The 14558-nt window shown below is 44.7% G+C and carries 14 protein-coding genes; 3 read left to right on the top strand and 11 right to left on the bottom strand.

Going from position 1 to position 14558, the window contains the following annotated elements; translation table 11 throughout:
• The first annotated feature begins 25 nt into the window (after positions 1-25).
• Together AC4E8D_RS14840 and AC4E8D_RS14835 are read left to right on the top strand one after the other, a co-directional pair.
• A complete protein-coding gene (locus AC4E8D_RS14840) occupies positions 26-1258 on the top strand; it encodes a GAF domain-containing sensor histidine kinase (RefSeq protein WP_490206414.1) in 1233 nt (410 codons plus the stop codon).
• A gap of 42 nt (positions 1259-1300) precedes the next feature.
• Positions 1301-1729, top strand: coding sequence for a hypothetical protein (locus AC4E8D_RS14835; RefSeq protein WP_397376242.1), 429 nt, complete (start codon positions 1301-1303; stop codon positions 1727-1729).
• Positions 1730-1809: 80 nt separating this feature from the next.
• Here AC4E8D_RS14835 and AC4E8D_RS14830 read toward each other — a convergent pair whose 3' ends face one another.
• Together AC4E8D_RS14830 and AC4E8D_RS14825 are read right to left on the bottom strand one after the other, a co-directional pair.
• Positions 1810-3042, bottom strand: a complete 1233-nt coding sequence (locus AC4E8D_RS14830) for a sialidase family protein (protein ID WP_221819425.1) — start codon at positions 3040-3042, stop codon at positions 1810-1812.
• 18 nt (positions 3043-3060) lie between these two features.
• Complete coding sequence (locus AC4E8D_RS14825; protein WP_221819426.1) at positions 3061-3429, bottom strand: hypothetical protein; 369 nt, start codon at positions 3427-3429, stop codon at positions 3061-3063.
• A 173-nt stretch (positions 3430-3602) separates the two neighbouring features.
• On the opposite strand from AC4E8D_RS14825, the gene AC4E8D_RS14820 reads away from it, so the two are divergent.
• Positions 3603-4877 (top strand): stalk domain-containing protein, encoded by a 1275-nt coding sequence (locus tag AC4E8D_RS14820; protein WP_221819427.1) that lies wholly within the window; start codon positions 3603-3605, stop codon positions 4875-4877.
• Positions 4878-4963: 86 nt separating this feature from the next.
• Here AC4E8D_RS14820 and AC4E8D_RS14815 read toward each other — a convergent pair whose 3' ends face one another.
• The 9 genes from AC4E8D_RS14815 to AC4E8D_RS14775 form a co-directional block, all read right to left on the bottom strand.
• Positions 4964-5182: a hypothetical protein gene (locus AC4E8D_RS14815; protein WP_221819428.1), complete on the bottom strand. Its 219-nt coding sequence runs from the start codon at positions 5180-5182 to the stop codon at positions 4964-4966.
• 44 nt (positions 5183-5226) lie between these two features.
• Positions 5227-6402: a Ger(x)C family spore germination protein gene (locus tag AC4E8D_RS14810; RefSeq protein ID WP_221819429.1), complete on the bottom strand. Its 1176-nt coding sequence runs from the start codon at positions 6400-6402 to the stop codon at positions 5227-5229.
• Between the two features lie 19 nt (positions 6403-6421).
• Positions 6422-7537, bottom strand: a complete 1116-nt coding sequence (locus AC4E8D_RS14805) for a GerAB/ArcD/ProY family transporter (protein ID WP_221819430.1) — start codon at positions 7535-7537, stop codon at positions 6422-6424.
• A gap of 39 nt (positions 7538-7576) precedes the next feature.
• Entirely contained in the window at positions 7577-8986 is a 1410-nt protein-coding gene (locus tag AC4E8D_RS14800; RefSeq protein WP_339308368.1) for a spore germination protein, read from the bottom strand.
• A 199-nt stretch (positions 8987-9185) separates the two neighbouring features.
• Positions 9186-10067 carry a carbohydrate ABC transporter permease gene (locus AC4E8D_RS14795; RefSeq protein WP_083684212.1) on the bottom strand — a complete coding sequence of 294 codons (882 nt, stop codon included), beginning with the start codon at positions 10065-10067 and terminating at the stop codon, positions 9186-9188.
• A gap of 14 nt (positions 10068-10081) precedes the next feature.
• Positions 10082-10972 carry a carbohydrate ABC transporter permease gene (locus AC4E8D_RS14790; protein WP_036608160.1) on the bottom strand — a complete coding sequence of 297 codons (891 nt, stop codon included), beginning with the start codon at positions 10970-10972 and terminating at the stop codon, positions 10082-10084.
• A gap of 216 nt (positions 10973-11188) precedes the next feature.
• The gene (locus tag AC4E8D_RS14785) at positions 11189-12454 is read right to left on the bottom strand and encodes an ABC transporter substrate-binding protein (protein WP_221819432.1); all 1266 of its coding nucleotides are present in this window, start codon (positions 12452-12454) and stop codon (positions 11189-11191) included.
• Between the two features lie 85 nt (positions 12455-12539).
• Positions 12540-13424: an AraC family transcriptional regulator gene (locus tag AC4E8D_RS14780; protein ID WP_221819433.1), complete on the bottom strand. Its 885-nt coding sequence runs from the start codon at positions 13422-13424 to the stop codon at positions 12540-12542.
• Positions 13425-13540: 116 nt separating this feature from the next.
• Positions 13541-14539 (bottom strand): LacI family DNA-binding transcriptional regulator, encoded by a 999-nt coding sequence (locus AC4E8D_RS14775; RefSeq protein WP_339308365.1) that lies wholly within the window; start codon positions 14537-14539, stop codon positions 13541-13543.
• Positions 14540-14558: the final 19 nt, after the last annotated feature.

Genomic DNA, 14558 nt, shown 5'->3' with positions numbered 1-14558 from the left:
TACAATCAGGAGGAGTCAAATCAATATGTTGAAAACAGAATTCATTGATGTACTATCCATTGTCTCACATAAATTATATGATTCGGCTGCTAACGTCATGGACACGGCAAGCAGGTTAATTCCTGCAAATACGTTTTGTATTGCCCAGTTGGATCATCTATCTACCAAAGTTCTGAACGTATATAATCGTGACAAACTAATTCTGGGTGAGGGGCTGGTCGTTGATAACGCCGAGTCATACTGTGCACTTGTGACTGAACATTCCCAAGGCCCGTTAGTAATCAATAATAATCTAACCCATCCACTAACCAGACATATGGACGCAACCGAATTCGTAGGTGGATGCTCATTTGTCGGTGTGCCCATACATAATGAGAACGGAGAAATTTACGGCTCCCTCTGCTCATTTGATCAGGATTTCTATTCCTATCAACAAAAGGACGTGGATCTGCTTCTGGCCTTGTCTTCATTTTTCACGAGTCTTCTTGAGATGGAAACAACTCTGCAACAGTTAAAACAGGCGGAAGAGACCGCTGCAAAAGTGCTTGAAGAAAAGAAAAATTTGCTGGCCGTTCTCAGCCACGAAATCCGGACGCCAATGAATGGTGTTCTTGCAATGGCCAATCTGTTGCAATCGACCAGGCTGAGTGAGGATCAATCGTTATATGTTAATGTCATTGAGTCAAGTGGTACCAGCCTTCTGTCGATGATGGATCAAATTCTAGACTACTCCAAAGCAGAAGCTGGTGCGATCTCTCTGGAGATCAAATCTTATAGTGTCACTGAAACAGTTGAACATGTATTACAATTATTCTCTTCTGAAGCACAGAAAAAAGGAATTAGGTTGTACGCAGAATACAATATTACTGATCATCTGATGCTTATGGGTGATCAGCACAAAGTTCGTCAGATTCTAATCAATCTCGTTGGGAATGCGCTTAAATTCACTGAAAAAGGGGAAGTATGCATCTCTACTGAGGTATCTGCTGATAAAAAAGGTACTCTCCATGCATCCTACGAGATAAGAGATACGGGCATCGGTATCCCGCAGGATCGTCAGGATCTGTTGTTCAAATCCTATTCCCAGATTCATGGTAATTCAGGAAAATATGGCGGAGCCGGGCTGGGCTTGTCCATCTGTAAACAACTCGCTGAATTAATGGGTGGCGTTGTATGGCTTAAAGAGTCCAGTCCTATGGGCAGTCGGTTTGTCTTTAATATCTCCAGCGCTGCACCCTCCGTCCATGCGAAAATCTGAATGATGAATATATTATTCTATCTGAACGGATAGGAGGTATATATGTTGACACAATTTCTGGATGCAAGATCATCGCAAAATGCTGCGTTGTTTAATTCTATTTCCATACCGATTCCAGTGATTAACACGCCTCAGTTATTCGGCCAGATTGGTCTGCAGACTGCCGGAGCGGGACCCAACCTAAGAGTCTCCCTAAAAGGAACCATAACGGTACAATTACCACTTGCCCTATTTCAAGTGAGGATTATTATTGTAAGAGGTACAGTTGCAACCGATCCGATTGTTTACTCCGGAAACTACACGTACGGTCTGAACGGTCTGCTTAACCCTGAAGTGATCGTTTTCTCTGCCAATGACTTTAACACACCGATCGTGCCACAATTAACCTACAGCGCATTTATCAGTACCAACCTGCTCGGAACGGTTCGAGTTGGCCCAGAGAGTTTCGACGGATTTGTCGTTTCGGATTAAAATGAACACCTCCACCCCCATACTCTTAATCTGTTTGTTCATAAAGATTAAGGTGTGGGGGTGTTCCAGTTTACATTGAATCAGTTACCAAAATAAACATCCAGCTTACCCGTGGGCGGCGTTGTGGCCATCCACACTGCTGCGAGATTATCCGGACTAACTGTAGCCGCAGTAATATAATCTCCAATGAGTACTGTGGGCATCGGAGAGTTGCCGTTTGGATTAAAAGATGTAGTTGTGATACGTCGATTGGAGAAGCTGGTCCCGCCATCAAATGATTCCGCAACAAAAACGTCCAGCAGGAATCCGTCAATTCGATTGGAGTAATAAATAACCCTGATCGTCCCTGCAAAAGGTGATACGGTTATCGACGGGAAAAAATTCTGTGTACCCGGTGGCGCGCCTGTGATACTGATGGGGTCTGACCATAAAAGGCCATCCGGAGATTCACAGAGTAAAACATCGGTATATCCGGCACGTGCATCATTCCAAACGGCATACACAGTTCCACTGTTAGGTCCAACGGAAATATCTGCTCCCAGACTTAGGTTGGTCTGCACTCGAAAAGCATAATTTGGCACAGGTAAAGGCGAAGGTGCCGGTACTACGGATGAAATAAACGTTGCCTGTCTTTCCAGAAGAGGTTGATAGGTAATGCCCCCATCGTACGAAATACGTAATAAAGCGGACGGACTGGCAGGACCCGTAATGATATATCCTGCATAGACTTGACCCGAGAATCCAACAGCCAACGCTGCCCGGTCATGAATTCCTCGCGGATTCGACTGTCGGTCAGGTGGCTCCCAGGTTATCCCCTGAGTGAGCGATCTTTGCGTAAATATAGCGGAAGATGCGGTAGCAAGCGGAGTATATCCGACATATGCATGGCCTCGATAAGGGCTACCTGGAGAACGATCAACAGCTATTAAAGGCTCATCATTATGAACAATAGTACCGAACCCCGCTTGGACGATAACCGGTGGCTGCCACGTAAGTCCATCATCAAAAGAAGTATAACTCGCAATCGTCCCATCATTGATCCCGTTAAACAAATGTACGGTAACGATAAAGGTATTCGGAAACGTATAGTCTATCGTAGGCGCCTCTGCTCCTGCATACCCTGCCGGTTGAGGAAGCACAGTGGTGGTCCAGGTACTGCCTCCATTAATGGAACGATAGAAACCAGTCAATGTTGGCCCGGTACTGGTATCCACAGCTACCACGCACATAATATTCGGGTTCAGCGTATTAACTGCAATTGAGGGTTCGAATTGACTGCCTGCCAAAGCCCCGGTAATATTCACAACTACCATCTGCTCACCTCGATTCCTTTAAGGGATATTTGTGAACCGGTCAATTAATGTCATCTCCGATTGAAGTACACGTTGGATGATCTGACCTGTAGAATTAACACCGTATACATGAATGATCGTACTTGTAGCACTAAAATAATCGCTTTGCACCTCGTAAAAAGCAGCATTGATCAATGGATAGATTAAGCTTCGGGTCGCTTGAGGTAGTAATTCAAACAGATCATGACCTATAGGTATGCGCGCAGTTTGAGTGGTGTCCCATCTGAAAATTTCCAACTCAATACTGACTGGAGCATTAAGGGAATCATTAATGCACGTTACAATGAGTTGAGTGGATTGGGTTTCACCCGATGTTGGATTGTAAATAAAACCCGTAGAGTTTGGCAAAAAGCACACTCCTTCCGCAATATATAGTAAAGTATATTCGTTTTTCTGCTACCGTTATGACTAGGATCTCAATTGAATATTGGATCTACTTGCAAATTTTGTTATGCTAGATTACTAGATTACTGTTCATAACAAAATTCTACTATCATGTTCGGAGTTGGAGGACACAAATCATGCTTATTAAACGTGTAGGAAAAATCGCCGCGGTTACTGTAATTGCTCTCTCTATCCTTGGAAGTACACCCAATATCGGTGGAGCCTATGCTGCCCCAGCCATTTCAGTACACTTGGATGATGTTCCCCTGAAGTTTGATGCAGCTCCACGAGTTGATAAAGGTGTCACTTACGTCCCGTTTCGGACGGTCGGGGAAGCCCTAGGTATCGATATTACCTGGAACAGCAGATCACAGACTGTAAAAGCAACGAACACTGTGAAAGGACAAACTACTGAGGTACTATTACAAGTTGGCAGCACCACAGCGACCGTAAATGGAAAAAAAGTTACACTTGCTGCAGCACCCGTTCAGCGCGAAGGACGCGTGCTTATTCCACTCAGTTCTTTTAGTAATCAATTCGGTGTAAGTGCAAACTGGAATCAGGCAACCAAGACGGTCTCCCTTATCTCCCCACAACGCGAGATGCACCTGAGAGCCTTCTATGCATTGCAATCCTTTCAAGAAAAGGACCTTATTACTTCCATGAATTCCGTGGCCTTTGGCTGGAGCCGCATTGATCGTGAAGGTCAGTTCACGCTCCAAGGGGATGAGTACCGTCTCCCTGCTGCTGCGGGTGATGTTACACCGCAGTCTATCGTTGCTGACGCAGCAGATCAACAGATCCAACCACAGCTCATGGTGTATGCATTGGATGGAAACGGCGAACTGACCAAAGTTCTGAGCGACAGCAGTCTGCGGCAGAAATCGATTGAAGGTATAACTGCTGCTGTAGCAGAGCATGGTTTTGGCGGAGTTGTTCTGGATTTTGAAGGACTGGGCTTCAAACTGGATGCGGTAGAACAACAGAGGCTGCTCAATGCTTACGTGAAGCAATTAAGAAGCTCCTTGCCCCTGGACACAGCTTTATCTCTGGCGGTACCGCCGCTAAATAGTGCTTATAAAGGGTATGATTACAAAACACTTGCCTCCATCGCAGATGATCTGATCATTATGGCCTATCAGTATAATCCGGTTGGCACCAAATCTCAGGTACCTGAGCCAAATAGTCTTGTGGATCAGGCGATCCAATTAGCCATACAGGCCGGTGTCCCAAAGAACAAGCTTTTGCTCGGAATCAGTCTAAGCAGTGAAACGCCGTCCTCTGTTGATGATAAGCTCGGTCTCGCCAAACGTTATAACCTCAAAGGAGCCGCGTTCTGGCGTCTGGGTCTGTTCCGTTCCTACAATACGAAAATGGAAGATGCCGTGAATGCTTCTGTGATCAAAGAGTAAACATTCTGACTGGGTGCAACTCACCTTAAAGTAAAAAAAGGACCACGCCTCTGGTACGCAGAGACTTGGTCCTCTTCCCCATTATTTCACTTCAAAAATTTATCCACACTTCCAAATATAAGCTTCACAAACTGGGTAGGACCAGGCAAACGGGGCTGAAAGAGAAGAATGATCCCAAGTACTGCCCCCACAGCGGTAATTCCCGCGCTCACTATTCTGGCTCGCTTCTCTTTGCTGCTCTTCCACTCTCCATACACTATCGCAGTCGCCAGCATCAAAATCCCAAGGATTGAGCCTAGTTTCATGCAATCACCTCTATTCTCAGGCTTGTAACAGGAGCCATTTGTGTTCAACTTTCGTCCTCATCAGGTATCCCCTGTGGTCCTGTTGATTTTCCGGTACGTTCTACGTGTGCATCTACGTTGACTTCCACGTCCAATTCAGGATAAATGGTTTCCCAGTTCTTCTCCTGCGCCTTCCATTGATGCGGATAATATCTGCGGAATTCAACTGCGAATTTGAAGAAATCGGAGCGCAGCTCTTTCTGGGACATGGCTAAAGCATCATGAGCCAAAGATGTGAGCTTAGCCGACCATTCCTTTTCCAGTTTCGTTAATACAGCGGGATCCGTCAGATTGGCATCCGTCGTATTTAACACCACTTCTCCCCTGGTTTGGATGTCGACCTTCATACTCCACTGTTGGTTTACAATTCGCGGCTTCAAGGAGGTTTTATTTTCAAGGAGTCTTATCGAGAAAGAACCCTCTAACGGCTCAAACTCAACGGGCATGATAATGTTGTTCAGTTCTTTTGCAAGTAGTAATACACCTACGCTTAGTGGTTCTTTGATCGTCTTGACATAGCGATCCTTCTTATACATACTCAGGCCTTTCACATATGGCGTTGTCGTCAGTTTATCCTGATCGGGCTCCGGAGGTAAGATTAACATGCGAGACAAAATAGCGGAACAGCTCGGACCTTCAATAGATTTAGCCAGTTCAAGGGCAGTGACACGTGTACCTAACTTCAGATTGGCCATCTCACGTAGCGATTCAGCAGAACTTCGCTCCAGTGGATCAAGTAACGCAAGGATATCTTTCGCAGCCTTTTCGCTGGAAAAGACATATGCATGCTCCCTGAACTGAGGGTAACGCAGGAAAAAATCGATATACTCGCGGATACCGCGTTTGCCGGCTTGCTCACTAATGATGATGACTTCGCAATGGCCCCAGAACATATTCCGTGGAACTTTACGTTGTAACCGATTCAATGCCTCGGCAATTGTACGTCCTTCCGCTGTTCGAATCATTGTTACCCCGCTTGGACTGCCTCCACTCCCACTGCTATCTCCTGCACTCGCCTTTCGCGGAATAAAAATCTGTGAAGTCAATTGTACTTTGCCATCTTCATAATCTATCCCTGTAGCCAGCACGATAGCCAAATCGTTAATCTCGATACGATCCCAACATCCACTTAAAAGCACACAACACAATATTGGCATTAGTAGTACTCTATATATTCGCAAGTGCTCCTCCCCCCATCAATCAGGTGTTCGCTCGATTCTTCCGAAAATGTGCCCACCCTTTCTTCAGCCATGCAACACCATAGATCATAGCCGGAAGGATTAATAAAATACTGATCGTATACAAATTGGCTGAAGCACTAACCAAACTGGAAACACCAGATCCACCGGACACAACCCAGTAAGCAAATACCATGCACAGAAACGAAAGTGGACCAACCACAGGTTTGTAGTCCCGCAAACCAAACCATTCCGCGGTTGATGTAGCAAAGATATATAGAAAAACGGAAATTTTAACGAAAATACCGAAAATCCAGATGGCAATAATAAGGGATTCGATATGCTGCAGAAAGTCTGCAATGGTTATGTATCTTGCTGCGATCATGACTGGAAATACAAATGTATCCGTCAAATCACCAATTAAAAACAGGCAAAACAGATTGGTAACTGTCATTGCAGTTGTTGTAAATACAAGGGAACCCAGCATGACCCGGGTTATTCGTTTTTTTTCATTCACATAAGGTAGCAGAAAAGCCAACACAATATACTCACTAAACCATGCAGCAGGTGCAGCAGCCCCGGTAATAATGGGAATTGGACCTTTCTCCATAAAAGGAAACAGCTCGGCAGGATTCAATTCACCAATCAACAATATAAAGATCAAAGCCAGCAGCACGATCAGCAGGGTAACAAACACCTGAGAGGTTCGTCCGACAACTTCAATTCCGAGTCTAACATTAATCGCACATACAACAACCATCGTACCCATCACAACAAACAAAGGTGTACGCGGAAGTGCATTATTGACAATGAATTCACCGTATTCCCGAATAATCAAGCCCGTCAGGTGGGGCAAGAAAGCGATATAGATCAGACCGAATAACTTGCCCGGAATCCGACCGACGATCAATACACTGGATTGAATGAGCGTTTTTCCTGGGTACAGACGATCAAGTCCAACGGAAATACCAATAGCAGCCAAACCAACGATAGAACCTATGATTGGAGTCATCCACATGTCATGTCCCGCATAGTGCATTGTAATTCCAGGCACAGATAAGATAGCCGTCGCGATAATGGCGGGAAAGACCATAAATGCCAATTGAGTCACCGATATTTTCCCTTTGTCCGTCAACATATGTAATCCCGCTCCCTGTTTGCTCGAATGTAGATTGTTCTAGTGTGGTTTGTTCCTTGGGGATGGACGCCACCATACATCCTTAAGTTCCTTAGCCATCGTAGGTGCTACCGGTGAGAGATAAGGTGTTCCAAATGAACGAAGACTGCTTAGATGAATGACAACCAAGATGACTCCCAGCATGACACCCGTGAGGCCCAGCGTTCCTGCCAGAAACATCATGGGAAAACGTAGCAGACGGGTCGCGATGCTGGCAGCATAGCGAGGGATCATGAAAGAAGCGATACCAGTAATCGCGACAATGATAATCATGGGGGCTGAGACAATTCCGGCACTCGTCGCCGCTTGCCCAATAATTAAGGCTCCCACGATACTGACCGCTGATCCGACCTGCTTTGGCAATCGGACGCCAGCCTCACGCAGTGCTTCAAAGGCAATTTCCATAATGAGCGCTTCCACCAGTGCGGGAAAAGGGATCTCTTCTCTCGCCCGAGCAATACTGAGAAGCAATACGGTAGGAATCATCTCCTGATGAAACGTAGTAATCGCTACATAAGCCGATGGAAGCAGCATGGATAAAACAAAAAAAATGTATCGCAGCCAGCGTACAAAAACACTCATGAACACATTTTGATAATAATCTTCAGGGGATTGTAACATGGAAAAAATGGTTACTGGCGCGATAAGGGTAAACGGCGTTCCGTCAACGAGAATAGCAAACCGACCTTCCAGCAAGTTGGAAGCAACGACATCCGGACGCTCCGTCGCAATCATCTGTGGAAATGGTGAATATCGCTCATCGACAATCCCTTCTTCAATGTATTGACTCTCCAGTACGTCTTGGAGCTTTAAATCGGCAAGTCGTGTCTGCACTTCCTTAACAAGTTTGGGGTCAATAATCCCCTCCATGTATACAAGTGAAATACTGGTGTTTGTACGTTCTCCCATGTTACGTGTATGAATCTTCAATGCAGGTGTCTTGAGGCGTTTGCGCAGTAAAGACATATTCATGGTCAACGACTCTGTGAACCCATCCCGTGCACCACGCACGGTCGATTCAGCTAACGGTTCCTCCGTTGAACGATTTGCAGCTTGGTATAGAGGATATGTAGTTCCGCCTATTGAACCGTCCAGCAGTAACAGAGCTTCTCCTTCTAATATGGCCTGTACTGCCTGAGTAGTCGTTTCAACATGCTTAACTGAAGCTAGAGGAACTTGCGCAGCTTCGATCCCTGTTTCCTGAAGGGGCGTTAGTACCTGGCGTTCCAGCCGCTCCGTATCGCATACACCAACACAATATACGCATAATGCTGATGTAAGACACGCGGTTTGGAATGTATGAAATACAACGTCCGAGCAACCCGCAAAAACGGAGCGTAACATTTCTTGATCAATAGCAAGATTTCCGGTTAATGGCAGGTCCTGTTGTGTTATCTCTGATGTGTCCATGACGCCTCTCCTTTCCGTAAACACTCCGTCCAGATATTCTCAGTTAAAGGTATCCTTTACTTATCAGATGGGATATATACGCAAAATATAGAATGCCAAAAAAGCCGCCCTCATGAGCGACTCTGATGATATAAAACGTTAATCATTTCTGCGAATCCGTTGATCTTGCTCTTTGCAATTCCCTATTTTCTATTAATCACTATCCTTTCACAGCACCCAAAGCAACACTCCCAATAATCTGTTTGGAAAATATAGAGAATACAATAATAATAGGCAGGATTGAGATCGCTACCCCCAAATACAAGAGCCCATAATCCATCCCGTAGTACCCCTGCACTAGCGCAACCAATACTGGAAGCGGATATTTATCCAGGGAGAAAAACAGCACAAGCGGTGTCAGGAAATTATTCCATGATCCGATAAACGTGAATATGCCAAGGGCGGCGATTGCCGGCCCCAGAATAGGCAGTACAATCTGATTGAACGTCCGGAACTCACCGGCACTGTCCACCCGAGCAGATTCAATAATCTCATCCGGGATGCTGCTCTCCATGAACTGCTTGATAAAAAATACATTAAACGCATTAGCCGCAGCAGGCAAAATAATTGCGGCATAACTATCCAGAAGTCCCATCATGCTGAATAGTCGATATACGCCAATCAAAGCCAGTTGACCCGGTACCATCATGGTTGCTAACAGAAACAGGAACAATCCGTTTCGTCCTTTGAATTTAAATTTGGCAAATCCATACGCAGTTAAGGCCCCAATATACAGAGACAATACGGTCGATGTTCCGGCAATAAATATGCTGTTGGCAAACCCACGCCATATGTTGATTTTGGATACCATGTTCATATAGTTATCAATCAAGAATGATCCGGGAAGAAAGGTGAACGTTGAAGCAATCGTTGCATTATTGTGTGTGGAATAGATAAGCATCAGATAAAATGGAATAATGCATAGCACGGCAAGACCTGTCAGCAACAGATAGATGATGATTTTGCCTGCCGTCAGCCCCCTTGTATTGGCATATTGCTGAATCGCCGCATTTGGTTGTTCAACTGATTTTGCAGTTTGCATAAGAACTCCCCTCCCTATGAACGGCTCTTCCGCTTGGTCATGATGAAGGATGCAACGGACAACAATATGATGATAATAAACAGGCAAAATGCGATGGCAGCACCGTAACCAAATCGTGTGCTCTGAAATGCTACATTATAGAGATACATAATGCTCGTCATGGCTGCCCGGTCAGGACCGCCATTGCCGTTGGTTAGTGTAAATGGCTGATCGAAAATCTGGATGCCCCCAATAATGGATGTAATCATCTGAAACAGAATAATTGGACGGAGCATCGGCACGATTATATGAATGAAAATATGTTTCTTTTTCGCGCCATCCATCTGGGCAGCCTCCAGCAGAGAAGGGTCAATGCCCTGAAGACCAGCTAAGTAGATGACCATCGAATAGCCAAAGTATTGAAAAAACAAAATGGATGATACAATCAGACGCATAAACCAGGGATCATTTTTCCAGTTAATTGGATCTTGTATTATGCCGGTCTGCACCAAAAAATGATTCAGTCCGCCAGACTGCCAGTCAAAAATCAAGCTGACAAGCAATCCAAGTGATGCCGCCGTAACGATGTTGGGAAAAAAGTATACGGCTCTGAAAAAGTCCCGTCCTTTGAGCAGCTTATCATTCAAGATAAAAGCCAACACAAGTGAGATTGTCAGCTGCGGAACCACGGAGACTCCCCAGATGAATAACGTATTAAACAAGGTTTTGTAGAACAACGGATCTTGTAATACGGCAACGTAGTTACCGATCCCTACAAAATCAGGTGTCGTGATCCCATCAAAGTTGGTGAAACTGATGTAGAGGGAATATAAAATGGGATACAGCCCAAAAGTGGTGAAAATAATAAAAAACGGAGCAATGAAGTAGTAGCCGTAATGGTCCTTGCGAATCGTTTTGGCAAACATGTTCTATCCCCCCAGTTATCATCGGATGTGTATATTCATTCGCTTACTTCTAGGGCGTGTCTGAAAACTCCGAAGGAAGCAGATTTTGCCGAATTTTCGTTCCAAGCAAGGAAGTTTTCCGCAGGCGTGCCGGGGCACGTCAAGGGAAAGTGACACAGCATGGGGCGAAAAGGCGGTAAAAGATGCACTTCAGCGAGTTTTGAGACACGTCCTAAGCTAATCCACTTCCAGTTCCGGAAATCTCAAGGTAACATCACGTTTGATTCGCTTTACGACTTCATCTTTGGTCTGAATGTCCTTATTGAGATATAACTGGAGTACAATCTTGTAGATATCATTGTTAATCGTGGCATCATATTTGGTGCGTTCGTATACAGGTACCCGTTTTGCAGCCTCCGAGAAAAACTCGAAATGCTTCTGTCCTCCCAAATAGGACGATGAGAGAGACGGGGCAAGTTCATCATTCACAACCATGTTGCTGGTGAAATAATCCTGTTCTTTTGCTAACTCGGACAGAAAATCGTGGTCAAAATTATAAAACTCAATAAACTTCCAGGCCAAATCCTTTTTCTCACTTTTACTGTACATCGCGATATAGGTTCCACCTGAACTAAAGGCTGAAGGTCCCTGGGCTAAGCCCCACATGCCTTCGGTATCCGGAGCGTTTGCCTTGAACGTATATTGCAAACCCCAGGTTGCCCCGGGATAGAACATGACCTCTCCTTTTTGCATGGATGCAGCGTAACCGGCACTTCCATCTTCATACTCGGCAAGTACATTCCGCTCACGTGCTTCACGTACAAGATCGAGCACTTCCAAGTACGTTGGATCGATGACAAGTTTGCCGTCCTTCACCCAAGGTATACCATCATATGAATTCGATATAGCATTCCAATTCGCCAATGCATGTACTTTATTCCCGCTAAGTTGCTGTACCTTCTCTCCAATCTCGAAGATCTTCTCCCATGTATCGATCTGTGAACCCACCTGCTCAGGATCATCGGTGCCCAGATATTTCTTGGCCAAATCCCGACGATAGTAGATGCCCCCTGGTGTTCCCTGATAACCTATCGCTCTGACATTTCCATCACTGTCCTGTTCATTGGCCTGAACAAAAGCATATTGTTCCTGGATAAGTTCATTGGCGTTATACGGCGAAGCTGATAAATTCTCCAGATATGGAACGTCAATCAGCTCTCGAATATTCGCATTTTCAATCATAAATACATCTGGAGCCTTCGAGGTTGTCTGTAGCGCAGATTTCAGCTTGGTGATATAGAAATTACCAGGGATGTTGACAAAGTTCACTTTGATGTCAGGATATTTCTGTTCGAATTTCTCGATGGCGTACCCTGCTTCATCCGTAAAACTCCACACGGTAATCTCCTGTTGCTTGGTTTGATTCGATGGACTGAACTGACAACCAGCTAACAACATCACTGCACATACAAATACAATAGTTGGCTTAAACCACTTCTTCATAGGCCCCCTCCTTCAAAAAGGAAACGCTTACAATTTATTAGAGTATATTGATTTTGGAGAGGGCTTTCTCCATAAATATTGTGCATTACCCTTCATATTTTGTGATATTCGTCCGATGTTTCTTACGAAATTCGGAGGGTGTACAGCCATTATATTTTTTGAAAAGACGATTATAGGAGTTAACATTGTTAAATCCATGTCCAATCGCAATCTCCAGAATCGTATCCTGACGGAACAATAAGGCCCACTCTGACTTGATAATTCGAAAATGATTCAAGTATTCCATCAGTGTTACTCCCTTGATCTCTTTGAACAGCTTGCAGACATGGAACTTGCTAAATTTAATATGTTCCGCCACCTGTTCCAGCTTAATGGACTCAGCATAGTGCTCCTCCAGGTATTCACAGACCGATTCAAGGAATTCAAATTTTTTGGATGAAGTACATGCCCATCCTGAAGATGAAGATTCATCGGTGGTAACCGGTACTTTTGTACGCAATAAAAGTATGATGAGATCATACAACCTGGATACCATTAACCATCGGTATCCGGGCTTCTGATTTTTCTTCTCGGTAATGATATCATCTATATATTGAGTCAGATTGTTCTGACTTCCCGTATTCGAAGGAATAACTGTTGTTTTGTTGAAAAGTTGTCCGAGATCCTGAATTTCGGCTTCGGTCGTGAAACTCCCGGTTAACAATTCGAGTCGGAACAAGATAATGGTCAAATGTTCGGTCCCCGGCAAAAAGCAGTGCACATCCCCTGGTTTGATCAGCAGCACATCCCCTTTTTCCAACTCACACACGTGGTCGTTCACACCAATTCTGGCGCTTTTACCATTGACGAGAACCAGCTCAACCTCATCATGCCAGTGTGCAGCATAATTGAACTGATTTCCTGTATGAATTACCCGAATGGGAAAACCTTCTTGCATATGGCCTGTCTCCAAAAAAGTGGGTACGCCCATCGTATCACCCTCCATTTATTTCCAATGAAAATAACTCCTCGTCTTTATATTATGCATTAATGGCTACTCTCCTTTCTTTTTAAGTATTTAAAATTTCTATAGAATGAAAAAACTCCTCAACTCAGGTTGAGGAGCCGAACAGAATCACGTTCCACGCATTGGATGTCCAGTGTATATAACGTCTCTACGTTCTCTCCATTCAGCAGTTGGAAGAGAACATGACCTGCAAGCTGGCCTGCATCCCTCTTCGGCTGACGAAATGTGGTTAGAGGTGGATTCATGTACTGAGATGCAGGTATATTGTCAAAACCAATTACGGATAACTGCTCAGGTATTGAGATATCATGCTCCCTGAAGGCTTCCAAGCCGCCGATCGCCATTTCATCATTGGCAAAAAATACAGCGGATGGCAACTCTCCTTCAAGCAGTTTCTTGGCTGCATTGTAGCCATCTTGCTTCATGTATTGTCCGCCAATTTTCCATTCGGGGTTCTCTTCAATGCCTGCCTCCTTCAAGGCTTTCAAATAACCTCGATAACGATGGAGATTACATTCCGATTGTGACGGGCCACTAATATAAGCTATTGTCCGATGCCCTTTATCGATCAGATAACGGGTAGCCAAGTAACCGCCTTGCGTATCACTCATCAAAACCTTTACAATATGTTGAGCATCCAGATCCCGATCCATGACAACAATTGGAAACCCTGCTTCAGATGCTTCAATCAGCAATTGATCTTGAATATTCTGAGCAATAACAATAGCTCCGTCAATTCTTCTTTCACGAATGTAACGATGGGCTGTCGATTTCTCTCCACCCAACGAACTACATACGATCATATCGTATCCATGACTCATGACGACGGTTTCTATTCCGTTTACCAAATCCGAGAAATACGGGCTGGACATGTCATGGACAATAATACCAATGGTTTGTGTACTATTTCGTTTTAATTCCGATGCAGGACCATGCCTAACGTAATTGAGTTGGCTCGCTGCCTCAAGTACTCGGAGTCTTGTCGGCTCACTTACATTCCCTTTATCGTTGAGTACGCAAGATACGGTGGAACTGGCTACACCAGCCATCTTGGCTACATCTTTAATCGTTGTCATCATATATACTCCTCAAAGACAG

The sequence above is a fragment of the Paenibacillus sp. SRL342 genome, from assembly GCF_984798905.1.
The sequence above is the reverse complement of the archived record's forward strand: the minus strand, read 5'-3'. Positions and strand labels throughout refer to the sequence as shown.

Excerpts from the sequence above, each read along its gene's own strand:
- AC4E8D_RS14840 (WP_490206414.1), top strand. The coding sequence starts at position 26 with ATGTTGAAAACAGAATTCATTGATGTACTATCCATTGTCTCACATAAA.
- AC4E8D_RS14835 (WP_397376242.1), top strand. The coding sequence starts at position 1,301 with ATGTTGACACAATTTCTGGATGCAAGATCATCGCAAAATGCTGCGTTG.
- AC4E8D_RS14830 (WP_221819425.1), bottom strand. The coding sequence starts at position 3,042 with ATGGTAGTTGTGAATATTACCGGGGCTTTGGCAGGCAGTCAATTCGAA.
- AC4E8D_RS14820 (WP_221819427.1), top strand. The coding sequence starts at position 3,603 with ATGCTTATTAAACGTGTAGGAAAAATCGCCGCGGTTACTGTAATTGCT.
- AC4E8D_RS14815 (WP_221819428.1), bottom strand. The coding sequence starts at position 5,182 with ATGAAACTAGGCTCAATCCTTGGGATTTTGATGCTGGCGACTGCGATA.
- AC4E8D_RS14805 (WP_221819430.1), bottom strand. The coding sequence starts at position 7,537 with ATGTTGACGGACAAAGGGAAAATATCGGTGACTCAATTGGCATTTATG.
- AC4E8D_RS14800 (WP_339308368.1), bottom strand. The coding sequence starts at position 8,986 with ATGGACACATCAGAGATAACACAACAGGACCTGCCATTAACCGGAAAT.
- AC4E8D_RS14795 (WP_083684212.1), bottom strand. The coding sequence starts at position 10,067 with ATGCAAACTGCAAAATCAGTTGAACAACCAAATGCGGCGATTCAGCAA.
- AC4E8D_RS14790 (WP_036608160.1), bottom strand. The coding sequence starts at position 10,972 with ATGTTTGCCAAAACGATTCGCAAGGACCATTACGGCTACTACTTCATT.
- AC4E8D_RS14785 (WP_221819432.1), bottom strand. The coding sequence starts at position 12,454 with ATGAAGAAGTGGTTTAAGCCAACTATTGTATTTGTATGTGCAGTGATG.
- AC4E8D_RS14780 (WP_221819433.1), bottom strand. The coding sequence starts at position 13,424 with ATGGGCGTACCCACTTTTTTGGAGACAGGCCATATGCAAGAAGGTTTT.
- AC4E8D_RS14775 (WP_339308365.1), bottom strand. The coding sequence starts at position 14,539 with ATGATGACAACGATTAAAGATGTAGCCAAGATGGCTGGTGTAGCCAGT.